At 71.2% G+C, this 16,342-nt stretch carries 14 protein-coding genes; 8 read left to right on the top strand and 6 right to left on the bottom strand.

The annotated features are described in order from the left end of the window. Positions 1–1,368 precede the first annotated feature (1,368 nt). Entirely contained in the window at positions 1,369–1,884 is a 516-nt protein-coding gene (locus tag ACQPXD_RS21325) for a hypothetical protein (protein WP_432841114.1), read from the top strand. A gap of 187 nt (positions 1,885–2,071) precedes the next feature. Here ACQPXD_RS21325 and ACQPXD_RS21330 read toward each other — a convergent pair whose 3' ends face one another. Both ACQPXD_RS21330 and ACQPXD_RS21335 read right to left on the bottom strand, forming a co-directional pair. Continuing rightward, positions 2,072–4,174, bottom strand: a complete 2,103-nt coding sequence (locus ACQPXD_RS21330) for an alpha-galactosidase (RefSeq protein WP_432841116.1) — start codon at positions 4,172–4,174, stop codon at positions 2,072–2,074. A 72-nt stretch (positions 4,175–4,246) separates the two neighbouring features. Continuing rightward, positions 4,247–5,119 carry an ROK family protein gene (locus ACQPXD_RS21335; protein ID WP_432841118.1) on the bottom strand — a complete coding sequence of 291 codons (873 nt, stop codon included), beginning with the start codon at positions 5,117–5,119 and terminating at the stop codon, positions 4,247–4,249. Between the two features lie 43 nt (positions 5,120–5,162). Here ACQPXD_RS21335 and ACQPXD_RS21340 point away from each other — a divergent pair, with 43 nt between their 5' ends. After that, on the top strand, positions 5,163–6,038 hold the full coding sequence (locus tag ACQPXD_RS21340) for an NAD-dependent epimerase/dehydratase family protein (RefSeq protein WP_432841120.1): 876 nt from the start codon (positions 5,163–5,165) through the stop codon (positions 6,036–6,038). Positions 6,039–6,082: 44 nt separating this feature from the next. Here the strand turns inward: ACQPXD_RS21340 and ACQPXD_RS21345 are convergent, their stop codons facing one another. The 4 genes from ACQPXD_RS21345 to ACQPXD_RS21360 form a co-directional block, all read right to left on the bottom strand. Next, complete coding sequence (locus tag ACQPXD_RS21345) at positions 6,083–7,150, bottom strand: hypothetical protein (RefSeq protein WP_432841122.1); 1,068 nt, start codon at positions 7,148–7,150, stop codon at positions 6,083–6,085. 18 nt (positions 7,151–7,168) lie between these two features. Continuing rightward, positions 7,169–8,332: an SPFH domain-containing protein gene (locus ACQPXD_RS21350; protein ID WP_432841124.1), complete on the bottom strand. Its 1,164-nt coding sequence runs from the start codon at positions 8,330–8,332 to the stop codon at positions 7,169–7,171. A gap of 771 nt (positions 8,333–9,103) precedes the next feature. Next, entirely contained in the window at positions 9,104–9,286 is a 183-nt protein-coding gene (locus ACQPXD_RS21355) for a hypothetical protein (protein ID WP_432841126.1), read from the bottom strand. A gap of 76 nt (positions 9,287–9,362) precedes the next feature. Then, positions 9,363–10,580 (bottom strand): MFS transporter, encoded by a 1,218-nt coding sequence (locus ACQPXD_RS21360; protein ID WP_432841128.1) that lies wholly within the window; start codon positions 10,578–10,580, stop codon positions 9,363–9,365. A 97-nt stretch (positions 10,581–10,677) separates the two neighbouring features. Here ACQPXD_RS21360 and ACQPXD_RS21365 point away from each other — a divergent pair, with 97 nt between their 5' ends. The 6 genes from ACQPXD_RS21365 to ACQPXD_RS21390 all read left to right on the top strand — a co-directional run bounded on the left by ACQPXD_RS21365 (position 10,678) and on the right by ACQPXD_RS21390 (position 16,068). Next, positions 10,678–11,232 carry a TetR/AcrR family transcriptional regulator gene (locus tag ACQPXD_RS21365; RefSeq protein ID WP_432841130.1) on the top strand — a complete coding sequence of 185 codons (555 nt, stop codon included), beginning with the start codon at positions 10,678–10,680 and terminating at the stop codon, positions 11,230–11,232. Between the two features lie 10 nt (positions 11,233–11,242). Beyond that, positions 11,243–11,620 (top strand): DUF427 domain-containing protein, encoded by a 378-nt coding sequence (locus ACQPXD_RS21370; protein WP_432841132.1) that lies wholly within the window; start codon positions 11,243–11,245, stop codon positions 11,618–11,620. Positions 11,621–11,790: 170 nt separating this feature from the next. After that, the gene (locus ACQPXD_RS21375) at positions 11,791–13,038 is read left to right on the top strand and encodes an Ig-like domain-containing protein (protein WP_432841134.1); all 1,248 of its coding nucleotides are present in this window, start codon (positions 11,791–11,793) and stop codon (positions 13,036–13,038) included. A 109-nt stretch (positions 13,039–13,147) separates the two neighbouring features. Next, positions 13,148–13,804 (top strand): hypothetical protein, encoded by a 657-nt coding sequence (locus tag ACQPXD_RS21380; protein ID WP_432841136.1) that lies wholly within the window; start codon positions 13,148–13,150, stop codon positions 13,802–13,804. Positions 13,805–13,862: 58 nt separating this feature from the next. Next, positions 13,863–14,126 (top strand): hypothetical protein, encoded by a 264-nt coding sequence (locus tag ACQPXD_RS21385; protein ID WP_432841138.1) that lies wholly within the window; start codon positions 13,863–13,865, stop codon positions 14,124–14,126. 82 nt (positions 14,127–14,208) lie between these two features. Next, positions 14,209–16,068, top strand: coding sequence for a PQQ-binding-like beta-propeller repeat protein (locus ACQPXD_RS21390; protein ID WP_432841140.1), 1,860 nt, complete (start codon positions 14,209–14,211; stop codon positions 16,066–16,068). Positions 16,069–16,342: the final 274 nt, after the last annotated feature.

A 16,342-nucleotide genomic window follows, 5' to 3' on the forward strand; every position in this document is an offset into this window, starting at 1 on the left:
GCGCTAGGCAGTCGCGCTCGATCGTCCGACGCAGGTAAACGAGCGGAGGTTCGCCGAAGACCGCGTCTGGAGCTGAAGTTGCGGGGTGAATCGCCCGGCGGCGACTCGATGGGCAGGCGGCCACCCGCCCCCTTCGTGGAATGTCAGCTTTTCGGCTGTGGGTTGGCGTGCCCCTGCGGAGGAGCGGTGGTTGTGGTGCGGCGGCGGACGATGGCTGCGGTCTTTTCGGCTCCCGGCAGGCACGCCATGCGCTGACCCAACCTGTCGGCTGAGTCATTTCGCACGCCCAGCTGCGCCGGCGGATTGTTCGGCTGCTCGTGACAACGGCTGTGTCGTCGATGCAAGGTAGCGTCGGGCGTCACCGGTGCCGAACCGACGCTAAAGATCTTTCGGTATTTGAGTGATGGTCAGAGACGTAGGCCGGTGTGGTCGAGGAAGTTGAAGCACAGTTGGTAGCTGCTGCCGATGCGGTGCAGTCCGGTGTGGGCCGTCCGGACTTGGTGGCGGATGGCCTCCGGGTGGCAGCAGAGCTCGTAAGGCTCTGGCCCAAGCCGCGGCTTCCGCTCGACTGGCAAGGGTCCGAAAGCTGGCTTGGTGGCCTGGCTGAGAAATCGCAGAATCCGAGCGGACTAATAGGCACTGTGAATGGGCAGATTGCATTCCACAAGCTCGGCAAAATTCGAGCGAGCTCCCCTATTCAGTAAGTCAGGGCGCAACTCCGGAGCGTAATGGTTTCATTGCAGTGTGCGTAGAAGTGCGTGGCTGTTCGTCTGGGTTGCTGTCAAACATCTGGAACGTATATAAATTGATAAATCTGGCTGATGTGGACGGTTGGCCGGGTCGACTTGCAGTAGCGTGATCGGCTGAGGGTGCGTGGGCCGTTGGTTCGCGCGTCTGGCGCCGGCACGCTGTCCGTTGGCCCGTCGCGTAGCGGCGGGGCGTCGATCCCCGGGAAGTCATCTCGGTCTGGACCGGCGAAGGGATCGTCACGGCCTTGTGTGCCGGATTCGAAGGCCTTCGTGGGTCCTTCTGGCGCTCTGTTGCGTGGGCGCGTGCGCGGGGCCGGAACGGCTGTAGCGCGTGCGCGTGCGTCCGGCCTAGTGATCGGCCGGACGATGCGGCGGGTCAGGGCGGCGACCAAGAACTGCAGGGCCTCGGTCTCCCGCGGACCAGGTGGTGGCGGACGTGGAGCAAGGGCACGACGAAGCCGACCTTCAACCGGAACGAGACGTGGATCCGGCAGAAGATGAAGGATGGATACGAGATCATCGACATCGGTCCGGACCCGAGCCGCACTGATCCCATCGGCAAGTACCACGGTATGGAAGTCCAGGAGACCGACGGCTACGGCAGGATGCACTTCATGAATTGGCCACCGTCGTGAGAAAGCGGGATCTTCGCGCCTCCGCGACCGGATGCGAGCGCGCGTTCGGCTTCCTGACCACGGATTTCGGCTACCGGCACGTCAGCACCACGATCCGGGACGCGGGCTTCCGCATCGACTATGCCGGCCCGGTGCTCGGCGTGCGCCTGGACTGGGAGCACGGCGACCCGTTCTTCGTGTGGCTCGTGCGTCTGGTCGACGGCGACTTCCCGCCCCGGTCGGGGATCCGCCCGGACACCCCGCTCGACTACCTCGATCTGGAAAGCCTCGAGGACGTGGTCGGCTATGAACGGCAGGTCGAGACGGGCGACTTCAGCCCCCTGCCGGACGAGACCACGGCGCGGCTCGTTGCGGAGAGTCTGCGGTCGTGCGGTGCGAGCCTGCTGCGCGGCGACCTTGGCCGGTGGGGCGCCGTCGAGACCTATATCAAGCAGCGCTTTCGCGACAACCTCGTCAAGCATCGAGCCTATGATCTCGGGCGGCAGCTCGGCTGGTTTTAGTACTGCAACGACAGGTTGTTACATAGAGCGGTTTTGTGGTACGTGATCGTGTCGTGTTGGAGGAGATGGCGGTCGGGTGGTCGGCGGGTTTCGCGGCGTTCGTTGGTCGGTTCGCGGGGGACGTTAGCCCCCGGCATTCGACCGGGGGTGGGCTTAGGCCGACCGTCGGCCGACTGCCTGTAGGGCGTCATGGAGCGACGCGGCGGAGGTGGGTGACGGCGCTGTCGTGGTTGCGGTACAGGGACTTGTCGAGGCCGTGGGCCGCCAGGAACGCCGACTGGTAACGCGTGCCGGTGTCGGCGTCCTGCCAGGTGCCGGCGGGCAGGAACGGGAGGCGGGCGGGCGGGGCCGGTTCGCCGTAGTGGTGGCCGTCGAGGAACTGGAAGACCGCGGCCTCCTCGCCGTCCGGCGACAGGTAGGCCAGGGCGGGGGCGGTGGACTCGCGGGGGGAGCGTAGCCGGTGGAGGCGGCCGTGCTGGACGATTGGGCGGATGCGCTTGTACTGGGCGATCAGGTCCGCGGCCAGCGCCAGGTCGTCGGGGGTCCAGGCGGGCAGGTCGCCGCCGATGCCCAGGACGCCGGCCATGGCCACGTGGAAACGGTAGCGCAGCGGCAGGCGGTTGCCGGTCAGGAAGTTCGGGGAATCCGTGACCCAGGCGGTCATCGCGCGGGCCGGATAGAGCTGGCTGAAGCCCTCCTGGATGTGCAGGCGGTCGCTCGCGTCGGTGTTGTCGCTGGGCCAGACCTGGTCGGTGCGGGCCAGGATGCCCAGATCCACGCGGCCGCCGCCGGAGGCGCAGGACTCGAAGCGGACCTCGGGGTGGTCGTGGCGGAGGCGATCCAGGATGGTGTACAGGTTGCGGGCGTGGCGGGTGGACCACAGCAGGTCGCCGTAGGGGCCGGGGTCGGTCACCGGGCGGTTCATGTCCCACTTGACGAAGGCGATCTCGTGCTCGGTGAGCAGCGCGTCGAGCCAGCCGTGCAGCCAGGCGGCGACCTCGTCCTTGCCGAGGTTCAGGACGAGCTGGTTGCGCAGTTCGTGGCGGGGGTACCCGGGGGAGTGGTAGACCCAGTCGGGGTGGGCTCGATAGAGATCGCTGTCGGGGTTGACCATCTCCGGCTCCACCCAGATGCCGAAGCGCATGCCCAGCTCGGTGACCCGCTTGATGAGGGGGTCCAGGCCGTTGGGGAAGCGGGTCGGGTTGGGGGTCCAGTCGCCGAGGCCGGCGGTGTCGGTGACCCGGGTGCCGAACCAGCCGTCGTCCATCACGAACAGCTCGCAGCCCAAGGCGGCGGCGCGCTCGGCCAGGGACATCTGGTTGGCCTCGTCGAGCAGGAAACCCGTTGCCTCCCACGAGTTGTACAGGACCGGGCGCAGCTCGTCGCCGTGGGGCAGGACGTGGCCCCGGACGTAGTGGTGCCAGGCGCGGCTGGCCGCACCGAAGCCTTCGGCGGTCCACAGTCCGCACGATTTCGGAGTTTCATAGGTGGTACCCCCCGTCAAAACGGCAACCGGGGGCTCGTGGCCGGCGCCGGCGTTGGCGACGACCCGGCCGGACGGGCTGCGCTGGACGTCGATCCGCCACGTGCCCGACCAGGCCAGCGCGGCCGTCCACACCTCGCCCGCCGTCTCGGTCGCGGTGCCGTCGTCGATGGCGAACCACGGGTTGTGCATCGCGCTGGTCGTGGTGCGGCGGCTGCCGAGGCGTACCACTCCATCGGCAAGCGGCGAACGGTCGAGCCGGCCGTCGGCGCCCCAGCGGCCGTGCAGCGAGCTGATCCGGTAGTCCTCCCGCGGCGGCAGGCACCACGCGGCGCTGTCGGCGCGGACGACCTCCACCGGGACGTCCGTCGCGAGACTCGCCCAGCGCTCGATGACGTCGTGGGCGTCCGTGACCCGGTAGTGCAGGGTGAGCCGCAGCGGGCGGGTCAGCTCGGTGAAGCGCAGGCTCAGGTGCCCGGGATCGGCCGCATCGATCTCCGCCGCGGCGAACATCCAGCGCACGGTGCGGCCGCCGTCGGGGAAGCGCACCGCGAGGGCCGGCTCCGCGAAGCGCATTCCGGTGTCCGACGGGTACTCCTCGCGGCCGTCCAGGCGGCTCTCCCAGCTGCCGCGGGCCGGGTCGAACGGCACCCGGGCCAGCGCCACCGCCGCCTCGTCGTCGACCGGGGCGCCCCAGTGCGCGGCGATCGGCACGTCCTCGCCGCCGAGGGACAGAACGTAAGCGCTGCGGGGTGTGCGCAGGACCCAGACATTGGGCGCAGGCTCGGATACGAGGGGCGAGGGCATCTCATGTTCGTAGCATCCAAGAGCCTCGTTGCGCGCGGGGCTGGGACCAAACTCACGTGCGGGCGGCAAAACTCAGGCGCGGCCGGCAAAAGCCGCGCCCAGCAACGCCGAACGCTCGGTGTCGGCGACCGGGCGGGCCGGCACCGGCAGGGCCAGGGCCGGGTCGATGAGGTCCCAGGCGCCGGTCATCGAGCCGCCCACGACGACCACCTCGGCGCCGAAGCGGCCCAGCCAATCGGTGAGCAGCCGGCCGAGGATCCCGAACGCGGTGTCGACCACCTCGCGGGCGTCCCGGTCGCCGGAGCGGGCCAGCTCCGCCAGGCCGCGCATGCCGTCGACCGTGGTGCCGGTGCGGGCGAGATACCCGCGCACGAGCGCCCGGTCGGAGACCAGGTCCTCGATGTTGACCCCGTCGACGTCGCAGAAGTGGATCTCGCCGTCCGGCGGCACGTCGGGGCCGCTGGAGACGATCGCGCCGTCGGCCAGCCAGGACGAGCCGATGCCCGTGCCGAGGGTGATGGCGACGCTGCGCCTGGTGCCGGTCGCGGCGCCGTCGACCCACTCGCCGAGGCCGAACGCGTCGGCGTCGTTGACGAACGTGAACGCCGCCGGGTCGGCCGGGATCGCGTCGGCCAGGGCGGCGCGCAGGCTCACCCCGTGCAGGCCGTCGAACTTGGCGACGCCTTCGTGCAGGGCCACCCCGGCCGCGTAGTCGAACGGGCCCGGGAACGCCACCGCCCACCGGTCGCCCGGCCCCGGGTCCAGGCCCTTGGCCGCGGCGGCGAGCACGCCGATGATGGTGTGTGCGTCCCGCGCCGGGTCGAGCGGGTGCCGCTGCCGGTCGAGGATCTTGCGGCCGTCCACGTCGACGGTGCCGGCGGTCACGTGACTGCCGCCGACCTCGAGGACACGCACGAGGCCGGGGACGGCGACGGTGGGATGCACGACGTAACGTTAGCGCACACATGATCGGCATCAGGCCGCCGTCATGGTCGCGGCGCGCGGGAGTCCGGGAGGCGCCATCAGAGTTCTGGTCACCGGCGCGGCCGGCACCATCGGCACCGCCGTCTGCGCCCGGCTGCGCGCCGCCGGCGCCGGCATCCACGCGCTGGTCCAGCCGGCGGCGCCGGTCGAGGGCGCCCGGCGGGTCGTCGCGGGCGACGCGGGCGACCCCGAGGTCGTCGAGGCGGCCATCGGCGACGGTGTCGACGCGGTGGTACACCTGGCCGCGATCCCGCATCCGCTGACCGACCCGCCGCTGACGGTCTTCGCCGGCAACACCCGGGCCACCTTCGCGGTGCTCGAGGGCGCGGCCGGCCGCGGGGTGCGCCGGGCGGTCATCGCCAGCAGCTACTCGATCCTCGGGCTGCGCTTCGCGCCGCGGACGCTGCACCCGGCGTACTACCCGATCGACGAGGCCACGCCCCAGCAGGCCGAGGACGCGTACTCGCTGTCCAAGCAGGTCGACGAGGCCACCGCGGCGATGATGCACCGCCGGCACGGCCTGGACATCGTCGCGCTGCGGTTCCCGTTCACCGCCGTCCCCGCCCGGCTGGCCGAGGTCGCCCAGAAGTGCGCGCGGGACCCGGGGACGATGGCCGCCGATTCGTGGTCGTACCTGCACGCCGACGACGCCGCCGAGGCGGTGTGGCTGGGCCTGACCCGCCCGGTGCGCGGCGTGCACCCGCTGCTGCTGGCCGCGCCGGAGACGATGTCGGCCACGCCGACGGAGGAGCTGATCGCGCGGTACCACCCGGACACGCCGCTGCGCCGGCCCATCCCCGGCCGGGCCACGCCGATCGACACCGGTGCGATCGAGCGCCTGCTGGGCTTCCACGCCACCCGGCTGCTGCCGGTCGGCTGACCCGCCGCGCGGTGGCCGGGCGACCACCGCGCGGGCGGGCGCGGTCAGTGCTTGCCGATGGAGTACAACCCGATGATCACGGCGATCACCACGAGCACGGTGAGGATGGCCATGGCGATCTTGAAGGCGCTGTACGGGCGCTCGCCGGCCACCTCGCCGGTCACGCCGTTGACCTGGATGTTGTACGTCTTGCCGGCATACAGGTAGCAGGCGATCCACACCGGCAGCAGCATGAGCTTGAACGTCACGTCGTTGTACTGCGTGTGCATCTGCTCGACGCGCTGCTCGTCGCCGCCGATGTCCTGGCGGCAGTCGCCCTCGATCACCGGGACCATCTTCTGCTTGGCCGCCTCGAGGCCGTGCTCGGGCTCGACGTCGTAGCGCAGCGTCTCGTGGCCGGCGAGGTACTCCGGCCGGTACGGCTGCGAGTTCGGCAGCGGCCACGGCTCCAGCGAGTCGAGGTGCTTCTGCGTCACCTTGGTCGTGCCGGTCACCAGCACGTCGTCGAACGAGCGCGCCACGGTGCCGCTGGCGTGGTACCACCGCGTCTTCTGCACCTGGCGGGTCTTCGTCTCGCCGTTCTCCGTATAGGTCTCGGTGACCCAGTAGTGCTCGCCCCGCTGACCCTGGTAGTCCGTCACCGTGTTGGAGTCGTACGTCCAGTGCGGCATGTACATGCTCTTCGCGGTCTCCGCCTCGGTGACCTTCTTCAGGCCCGACGGGGCGAACCAGCGCGACTTCGCCCACTTGCCCAGCGACTCGCGCAGCTGCCGCTTGTCGAGGACGAAGGGCAGTACCGCCTCCGGAACGACCAGATCGCGGGCGTTGAGCTCGGCCACGACCGGCGCGCTGCAGAACCGGCAGCGGTCGGAGATGGCGTCGCTCTCGGTCTGCGCGCCGCAGTTGCGGCACACGAACACGTGCTTGGCCAGCTGCGCGATCGGCTTGCGGGGCAGGCTGGTGAAGTTGAGGTAGTCGTGCTCACGGATCCGCGCGCCGGAGCTCTCCAGGGCGGTCTCGTGCCCGCAGTAGGGGCACTTGAGCACGTTGGTACCGGGGGCGAACTCGACGTTGGCGCCGCAGCCGGCGCACGGGTACTGGCTCTGTGACACCGCACTTTGCGACATGGATCAGCCCATCGGGGGGAACGGCGGGGGAACGGCGGCGAAGAGGTTGCCGAGCTCGGGGATCTGACCGGCCGGCGTCCACTGCGCCATGCCGTTCTTCCACACGAGCGTGTCGCGGGTGATCTGCCCGGCCTGCACCGCACCGGCGAGGCCGGCGGCGTCGAACGGGCCGGCCTGGGCGCCGTTGATCCCGGCGAACCAGGCCGCCGGCTGCGGCAGCGGCGGCGGGCCGGCCGGGGGAGCGGCCTGCGGAGCCGGCTGCGGCGCGTACTGCGGCTGCTGCGGCGCGTACTGCGGCTGCGGCGGGCGCTGCGCGGCGTTCATCGAGGCGGCCACCTGCTGCGCGGCCGCCATGCCCAGGCCCAGGCCGAAGCCCTCGCCCGCGCCGCCCTGGTTGTTCGCCGCCGCCTCCATGGCGTTGGCGGCCTGGAACTTCGAATACTGGTCCAGGTTGCCCAGCACGCCCATCGAGGTGCGCTTGTCCAGCGCCTCCTCGACCTCCGGCGGCAGCGAGATGTTCTCGATGATGAACTTGGGGATCTGGATGCCGTAGCCGACCAGCTCCTGGGTCAGCACCCCGGCCAGCTTCTGCCCGATGGTGAGCTGCTGCGCGGCCAGGTCCAGCACCGGCACCTGCGCGGCGGCGAGGGCGCTGCCGAGGTGGCCGACGATGAGCTGGCGCAGGAACTCCGACACTTCCTCGGTGCGGAACTGCGGGTCGGTGCCGACCAGCTCCTTGAGCAGCTTCTCCGGGTCGACCACGCGCAGCGAGTAGGCGCCGAACGCCCGCAGCCGCACCATGCCGAACTCGGCGTCGCGCATCATGACCGGGTTCTGGGTGCCCCACTTGAAGTCGGTGAACTGCCGGGTGTTGACGTAGTAGACCTCGGCCTTCCACGGCGAGTCGAACCCGTACTTCCAGCCCTTCAGGGTGGCCAGGATGGGCATGTTCTGCGTCTGCAGCGTGTAGGTGCCCGGCACGAACACGTCGGCGATCTGGCCCTCGTTGACGAAGACCGCGACCTGCGACTCGCGCACGACGAGCTTGGCGCCCATCTTGATCTCGTTCTGGTAGCGCGGGAACCGCCAGACGATCGTGTCCCGGCTGTCGTCGAGCCACTCGATGATATCGATGAACTCGCCCTTGATCTTGTCCAGCAGTCCCACGGTCGTCCCCTTAGCGTCCAGATCACCGAGCGTCGAAGACCCTAGCAACCGTTTCCGTGTGGAATACAAGTGTTGTCGGGAAGACGCTTGCTACGAATTTGAGCGTAGGACGGCTGGTCACGTCAGTCGGGAACCGGGCAGCCTGGGTGCTGGGACCGGATAGATGACACCTGTCCCGGTTCGACCTGGAACGCTCCGGCCGTCCCCGACCGCCCGGCCCGATGCGCCGGCGGCCCTCGCCGACGTCCGGATGAGCCGGTTTCTGCCCGATCGGACCGGCAAACGCGCCCGACCGGCGATGGCGCCTTTGCGCCCCCTGTGACACTTACCACGCCTTTGTCGCAAGCCGCTCGTGGCGCCTACCGCGCTGTTCGGGACGAAAAATCCAGACACTCCGTGTCCGGATTTTTCGGACTTATACCCTGACCGGGGATAAGTCCGGTAAGGTCGGCTGAATCTCTCCGTGATCATGCGACTTCCGCCGGCGCGCGGCGGGTTTCCCATGATCACGGAGACATATGGTACCTATGGGTACATAGTTACTCCGTGATCATGAAAACACGTGCTGCGGGCGGCGACTACAGCATGATCGCGGAGAGTTCTGGTCGAGCGCCCGCCGAGGGATGTGGCCGCTGCCCGGGCCGGTCCGTGGTGGTCGGCTGTCCCGGCCCCCGAGCGGTGCGGATCGAGAGCCCCGCGGCCGGCCGGAGCTGGGCTGCGCCGGCCGGAGCCGGGCTGTGCCGGCCGGCCGGCCGGTTGACGGGGCGGGCGTCAGAGGTAGATGTCGACGCCCTTGCCGTCCGAGACGTTGGCCGCCACCCGCAGGTTGTGCTTCGTGCTCAGCAGCTGCGTCAGCGTGTCCGCCTGGGCGTTGACCTGGGCCTGCCGGGTCGCCGGATCCACCTTGGTACCCGCGGCCGGCACGCTGAACGTGACGGCGTCACCGATGCGCATGTGCGTGTCCCTTCGCTGCAAGCGAGACGCGAGACCTGTCGCTCGAATGATCGGCCGCGGGCGGCGGGACGTGAGGCTAACGGCCCAGCCGCGCCTGCGCGGCCAGCGCCACCAGGGCCGCGAGCATGACCGCCCCGCCGTAGCACAGCACCGTCGTCAGCAGGCCCAGTGGCGCCACCAGCTGGCCCGCGACGATCGCCGGGACACCGAAGGAGAGGTACGCCACCAGGAACACCGCGGCGAACAAGCCGGCCCGCTGATGGGCCTCGGCGAGCGGGCCGACCGCGCGCAGCGCGCCGGAGAAGGTGGCGCCGAAGCCCGCGCCGCCGACCAGGCCGCCGACCCACAGCAGCGGCAGGGTGCCGGTGGCGATGCCGATCAGCACCACGGCGGTACCGGCCAGCACGGCGACCGTGCCGAGGCGCACGACGGCGCGGGCCGGGTGCCGGCTGAGCAGGTAGGCCGTGGCCGCCGCGGTGGCCGGGGGCAGGAACGCGGTCAGGCCGTTGAGCAGGCCGCTGCTGTGGTGGAACACGTCGCGCAGGATGCTCGGCGACAGGCCCATGAACAGGCCGGCCAGCATCCACGAGGCCAGGTGGGCGGGGGCGGCGGCCAGGAAGTCGGGGCGGGCGGCGCGCGGTACCGAAACCTGGGGACGCAGCGACGCGAGGGCGCCCGGTCGCGGGCTGACGGTCTCGGCCGACAGCACGGCGGTGGCGGTGCCCAGCGCCATGATGACGGCGAGGCTGGTGAACACGATGAGGTTCGCCGCGTGCGTGAACTGCACGGCCGCGCCGGTCAGCAGCGCGCCCAGACCGAGGCCGCCGGCCGGGGCGACCGCGCCGAGAATGCCGCCGAGGCGCTTGTGCGCGGGCGGCGCCAGCTCGACCAGGACCGCGGTGAACGCGCTGCTGGCGGCGCCGGTGGCCAGACCCTGCACGATCCGGGCGGCGATCACCCAGCCGATGCCGGGCGCGAAGACGAACATGAGCATCGCGGCGAGCTCGACGACCAGCGCGCCGACCAGGACCGGGCGGCGCCCGACGTGGTCGGACAGCGAGCCGACCACCAGCAGCGAGGCGAGCAGGCCGAAGGCGTACGCCGCGAAGGCGACGGTGAGCACCCAGGGCGCGAAGCCCCACTGTCTCTCGAAGAGCACCAGCAGGGGCGTGGGCGCGCCCGCGGCGAGGTACAGCGACGCGAACGCGAGCCCCGCCCCGGCGAACGCGACGCCCGGGGACAGAGTGCGGCGGCCGTCGGCGGTGAGCGGGCGGTCGAGTGTTGCGGTAGACATCGCGCGACTCCTAAAGCAAAGTTCCTTGCGTTACGCTGAAGGTACGCCCCGGGAACGCCATTAAAGCAAAAATCATTGCTTTAGTTAGGAGGGTCACATGACTGCGCCTGTGCGCCGCACCGGTGGGCGCAGCGCCGCCGTGTTGTCCGCGATCCGGTACGCCGTGGAAGAGCTCGTCCGCGAGCGCGGCGCCGAGAAGGTGACGATCCCCCTCGTCGCCGAGCGGGCCGGGGTGAACCCGACCAGCGTCTACCGGCGCTGGGGCGACGCCGCGGCGCTGCTGAACGACATCGCGACCTACCACCTCGACCCGGACCGCCCGCTGCCCGACTCCGGTGACCTGCGGGCCGACCTGATCGCCTGGGCCGGCGGGATCGTCGAGCACTACCGCAAGCCGCTCAACGCCGCGCTGCTGCGCGGGGGCACCCCGATGGCGGGCGAGCGGGAGACCGACTGCCTGCGCAACCGCCGCGCCGAGGCCCTGCAGATCGTGGAGCACGCGGGCTCGACCGCCCCGGGCGGCCCGGTGACGGCCGACGAGATCATCGATCAGCTCATCGCGCCCATCGTGTACCGGGCGATCTTCCTGCCCTGGACCCTGGACGACGATGATCTGGCGGTACGCCTGGTCGATCGCCTCCTGCCGGCCTAGCTTTGGTCCAATGAGTCGCCCACACCTGATCCCAGGTCCCGACCACCCGATCACCGTCACGCCGGCCGACGTGCGGGTCGTGGTGCGCGCCGGCGAGCACGTCGTCGCCGACACCACCGACGCGCTCGCCCTGCAGGAGTCGACCTATCCCGTCGTGTACTACGTGCCCCTCGCCGACGTCGACCAGCGGCTGCTGGAGCGCACCGAGCACAGCACCTACTGCCCGTACAAGGGCGACGCCTCCTACTACTCGGTCGTCACGCCGGACCGGACCCTCGACAACGCGGTGTGGAGCTACGAGGAGCCGTATCCGGCCGTCTCGCCGATCGCCAAGCGTGTCGCCTTCTACACGGACCGTCTCGAGGTGACGGTCGTCTCAGGCTCCTGACCCCGCGTAAACCGAGCCCCTTGCGCGCGGCGTCTATCATTCGGACGCCGCGCCGCGTCAAGCGGAACGGCGCACAGTCACTCGTTCGGACATTGTGCGCAATACGGGCCGGGGGTTTTGCGACGCGGTGCCTGATCGGTACCGTTCGCGAACGGGGAGGGCATAGAGAGATGTTGAGTCGTCGCAAGATGCTGACCGGCGGCGCCGGGATCGCCGCGGCCGCCGCGCTGGCAGCCTGCTCCGGCAACGACAGCAGCGGCAAGAGCACCTGGACGGCCGGCGGATCCTCGGCCGGGCCGGAGGGCGGCGGTGGCGACGGCGGCGGTGCCGCCACGCCCGCCAAGCTCACCATCACCCCGGCCGCCGACAGCAAGGACGTCGCGCCCACCAGCCCGGTCACGGTCGCCATCGAGGGCGGCACGCTCACCTCGGTCACGGTCGCCGCCGGCAGCAAGAACCTCGACGGCAAGCTCGCCGACGACAAGCACAACTGGACCTCGACCGGCACGCTGTCCTACGGCCAGACCTACACCGTCACGGTCAGCGGCACCGACGCCGGCGGCAAGGACGTCAGCCAGACCAGCAGCTTCACCACGCTGAAGCCGGCCTCGGTCGCCTCGATCACCTTCCAGGCCAACCCGATGCTCGCGCTGAAGAACGGCGGCACCTACGGCGTCGGCCAGCCCGTCATCGTGTTCTTCAACAAGGCCGTGAAGAACCAGGACGCGGCCGAGCAGGCGATGAAGGTCACCGCGTCGCCCGCGGTCGAGGGCAAGTGGCACTGGGTGAGCAACCAGAGCGCGCACTGGCGCCCGGAGAAGTACTGGGCGAAGGGCACCACCGTCAAGGTGAGCGTCAACCTGCTCGGCGTCGACCTCGGCGGCGGCGTCTACGGCGGCGGCAACTCCAGCGCCAACTTCTCCATCGGCCCGGCCCGCATCGCCATCGCCGACTCCAACACGCACCAGATGCAGTGCTTCATCGACGGCCAGATGGTCAAGCAGATCCCGATCAGCATGGGCAAGGGCGGCACCACGACCGGCTCCAAGGGCGAGACCATCGACTTCTTCACCCGCTCCGGCGTCCATGTGCTGATGACCAAGGAGCCGGTCACCACGATGAGCTCGGCGAGCTACGGCATCACCGACAAGAACAACCCCAACTTCTACGAGGAGAAGATCAAGCTGGCCTGCCGGATCTCGCTCGCCGGCGAGTATGTGCACCTGGCCGACTGGAACATCCCCTCGCAGGGCAAGGCCAACACCTCCCACGGCTGCATCAACGTCGCCCCGGCCAACGCCCAGTGGTTCTACGACACCTTCGACACCGGCGACGTCGTCGAGGTCCGCAACACGCCCAAGCAGCTGCCGCTCACCGACGGCATCGGCGACTGGAACGTGCCCTGGGGCCAGTGGTGACCCGCGCCACACGGACCATCCGGACGGAGTTCGCGTTCACCCGCTGAGCCGGAAATCTTCACCGATGCGGAGGATCGGTGCGGGGTGGACCTTGCATAGGCTTCCCGGCATGGGTCCGCGCTCCGCACGAGCCAGCCGCGTCACGGTCGCGGCGCTCCTCGTGCCCGCCCTGCTGGCCGGGGCATGCTCCGGCGGCCCGGACATCAAGCCGGGCGCCGACGTCGATGCCGCCGGGCCGCACTACACGGTCTCGGCGGGCCCGCCGGGCGCGCCCGCGACCGCGACCCCGGTCGCCGTGCAGCAGCCCGCGCCGGGGTCCTCCTCGCCCAAGCCGAGCGGATCGGCGGGCGCCCCGGGCACGGTCGACGGCGTTCGCGCGGCCGTCGTCCAGGCGATGAGCGCCGACGACCTGGCCGCGGCCTCCACGGTCGCCGTCGAGCAGCGCCCCGCCGCCCAGAACCAGCTGGTCTTCACCTGGACGGTCAGCAGCGACCCGGACGACACCGAGGCGCGCGACCGGGTGCGGGAGCAGGCGCTGCTCATCCTGCAGCAGGCCAAGCTCTCCGGCCTGCCGTACGGCTCGGTGCTGCTCATCGCCAACGCCTCCGTCCGCGACTCCAGCGGGCGCAAGACCCAGGTCGCCGCGGTGCGGGCCAAGTACAGCCGCGCGCTGGTCCTCGGCACCGACTTCACGAAGGTCTCCCCGGCCGACGTGTTCAAGCTGCCCGACGACAAGCCGGCCGAGATCGACCCGCACTTCAAGTAGCCGTCAGCACCTCGCGCGGCCTGGCCGCGAAGGCCTTCGGGCGCAACACGTGCCCGGAGTGCCCGCCGGTGAACTGCACGCACTCGCGGCCCAGCAGCCGGGCCAGGTGTCGGCGTCGATCGCCCGGCTGCTGGACAACGGCTCGGTGGTGACCGCGCCCGACCCGCGCGACCGGCGCCGCACCCTGGTCCGTCCCTCGGCCGTAGCCGCCGGCCGCCTCCTGGTGATCATTGACGCCCCGGCCGGCGACGCCCTGCGGGGTGCCCTCGACGACCCCGCCGCGTTGCCGGAGGTCCAAGGGCATCTTGTCGAGCGGGGGTGAATGGCGCGCGTCGCTGCCGAAATCATGATATGTCCGGATTTAAGATTCTTTGTGCCGGACATTCGCGAGGTCGGGAGGCGTCTTGAGGCCGTTAGCCGCAGCGGGGCTGCTGGTGGTGCCGGCGGCGGTGTTGACCGCGAGCGTGCCCGCCCATCCCGAGGCGCTCGTCGCGCCGCAGCCCGAGACGGTGGCCGCGGCAGGACCGGTGACCGCCGCGGACCTCGTGCGCGGGGCGGCGTTTCGCAGCCCGGAGCCGGACGTCGTGGGCTACGACCCCACGGCCGGCGTCGTCGTCGCCCAGTCCGGCAGCGGGGCCGAGCTGGCCGGGCTCGACGCGGGGACCGGGGCCGTGCGGTGGCGGCGGGCGCTGGACAGCGCGGGCGCCTACGGCACCGTGCTCTGGTCGCAGGCCGACCTCGGCGGCGGCTCGGTCGTCGTCAACACGTTCCGGCGGGACACCAAGACGGCGGAGCTGACCGCCCTGAGCACGCAGACCGGCCGGCTCAGCTGGTGGATGCCGCTCTCCGCCCGCACCGTGGCCATGTCCGCCGGCCCCGCGCTGATCGTCGGCGAGCCGGCGGCGGACACGTCGGCGATGCGCTGGGCCAACCCCCGCGACACCGCCCCGAACGACAAAAACACCGATAAAACGGATAAATCCGATTTGTCGGATGGGTTGCTCGTGACCGAAACGCCCGTCGTCGTCGGGCCCAAAACCGCGCCCAGCCGCGGTGCCACCCAGCACCCGACCCAAACCCCCGGCACGACCCCCGGCACGACCCCCGGCACGACCGCCGGCACGACCGCCGGCAAGAGCCCGAGCAGCGGCCCGCGGGTGAAGGCCAACGACAGGGCGCAGAGCGCCAACGGCACGAGCGGCGCGGCGAAGCGGTCGAATGCGGGCAGCGAAGCGAGCGGCGGGCCGCCGCGGCGGGCCGGGCAGTCCCGCGTCGGCGACACCGAAGAGGACACCGGCATGGCGACGACCCGGGCCGCGCCCGGGCCGGGCAGCATCACCGCGGTCGCGGCCGGCACCGGCGGACGGCTCTGGACGACCGACCTGCCCGAGGGCTGCGACCTGCGGGCGACCGCCGGCGACGGCACGACCACCGCGATCCGCCTGGCCTGCGCGGACGGCGACCGGCTCGAGGTCCGCGACGCCCGCAGCGGCGCGCTGCGCGGCAGGGCGGCGCTCGACCCGGCCGTCGACGACGGCGGGATCGGGCTGCTGGTCCGCGACGGCGCCACGGTGGTGCGGGGCGCGCGGACGTTCGCCGTGTTCGCCCCGGACGGCCGGGAGCTGGTCCGCCGGGCCGGGGACGGCTGCGCCGAGTTCTGCGACGTCGCCGTGGAGAACGCGACGGTGGTGCTCGCCCAGTCCGGCGGCAGCACCGACCGCACGGACGGGGCGCTGGAGGCGTTCGCGCTGCGCGACGGCCAGGAGCGGTGGCGGGCCGAGCGGACCGTCCGGGCGCTGGTCCGCGAGGGTGGCCGGCTGTACGCGGTGGGCCCCGCCCCGGCGCCGGTGCCGTTCCTGGCGGTGAGCGGGGTGGGGGAGGGCGGCGTGTCGGCGCCGTACCCGACGCTGCTGCCGGCCGCGAGCGCGCCGCAGGCCGGCTCGGCGCTGCTGATCGCGCAGGCCGACCAGACCCTGGCGTGGTACCGCATCCGGCCGGTGGCGGCGCCGGTCGCGACCGGCCGGCCGAACCCGTGCGCGGTGCTGCCGCCGGCCGAGGTGCGGCGCAGGCTCGGCAAGGGGCGGGTCACCGCGCGGCGCGAGGACGCCGCCGCGTGCGAATACACGCCGGCCAAGGGGCGGGCCGTGCGGGTGACGGTGCTGTGGGCGGGGGCGGACGAGGCGTCCGCGATCGCGCGGTACGACGTCGTCAAGGGCGAAGGCGTCGAGCGCTTCGGCGCGGTCGTCGTCAGGATCACGAGCTGACTTGGTGAGGCCGGTGGTGCCGCCGTTCCGTCTCTCGAACACCTTACAACACGCGTCCAAATCCGGACGTGACGCAGCGTAGACGTGACGATCGCGGATCGGCCACGTCCGCCAGCTTAGTGTATGAGCTTGGCGTGTCCGTCACGGAGTCGGGTGCGCCGCGGGCGGCCGGGGTGGCCAGAAACCGGCGCCGGTGGCCGCGATGCCTGCCGGCGGCTACGTGGTGCCCGATCTGCGCGTCCCGGGTGGGCGCGGTCGGCGATTACGTCCCACC

Origin of the sequence: Dactylosporangium sp. CA-092794, from assembly GCF_050948465.1 — a bacterium.
Classification (GTDB): Bacteria; Actinomycetota; Actinomycetes; order Mycobacteriales; family Micromonosporaceae; genus Dactylosporangium.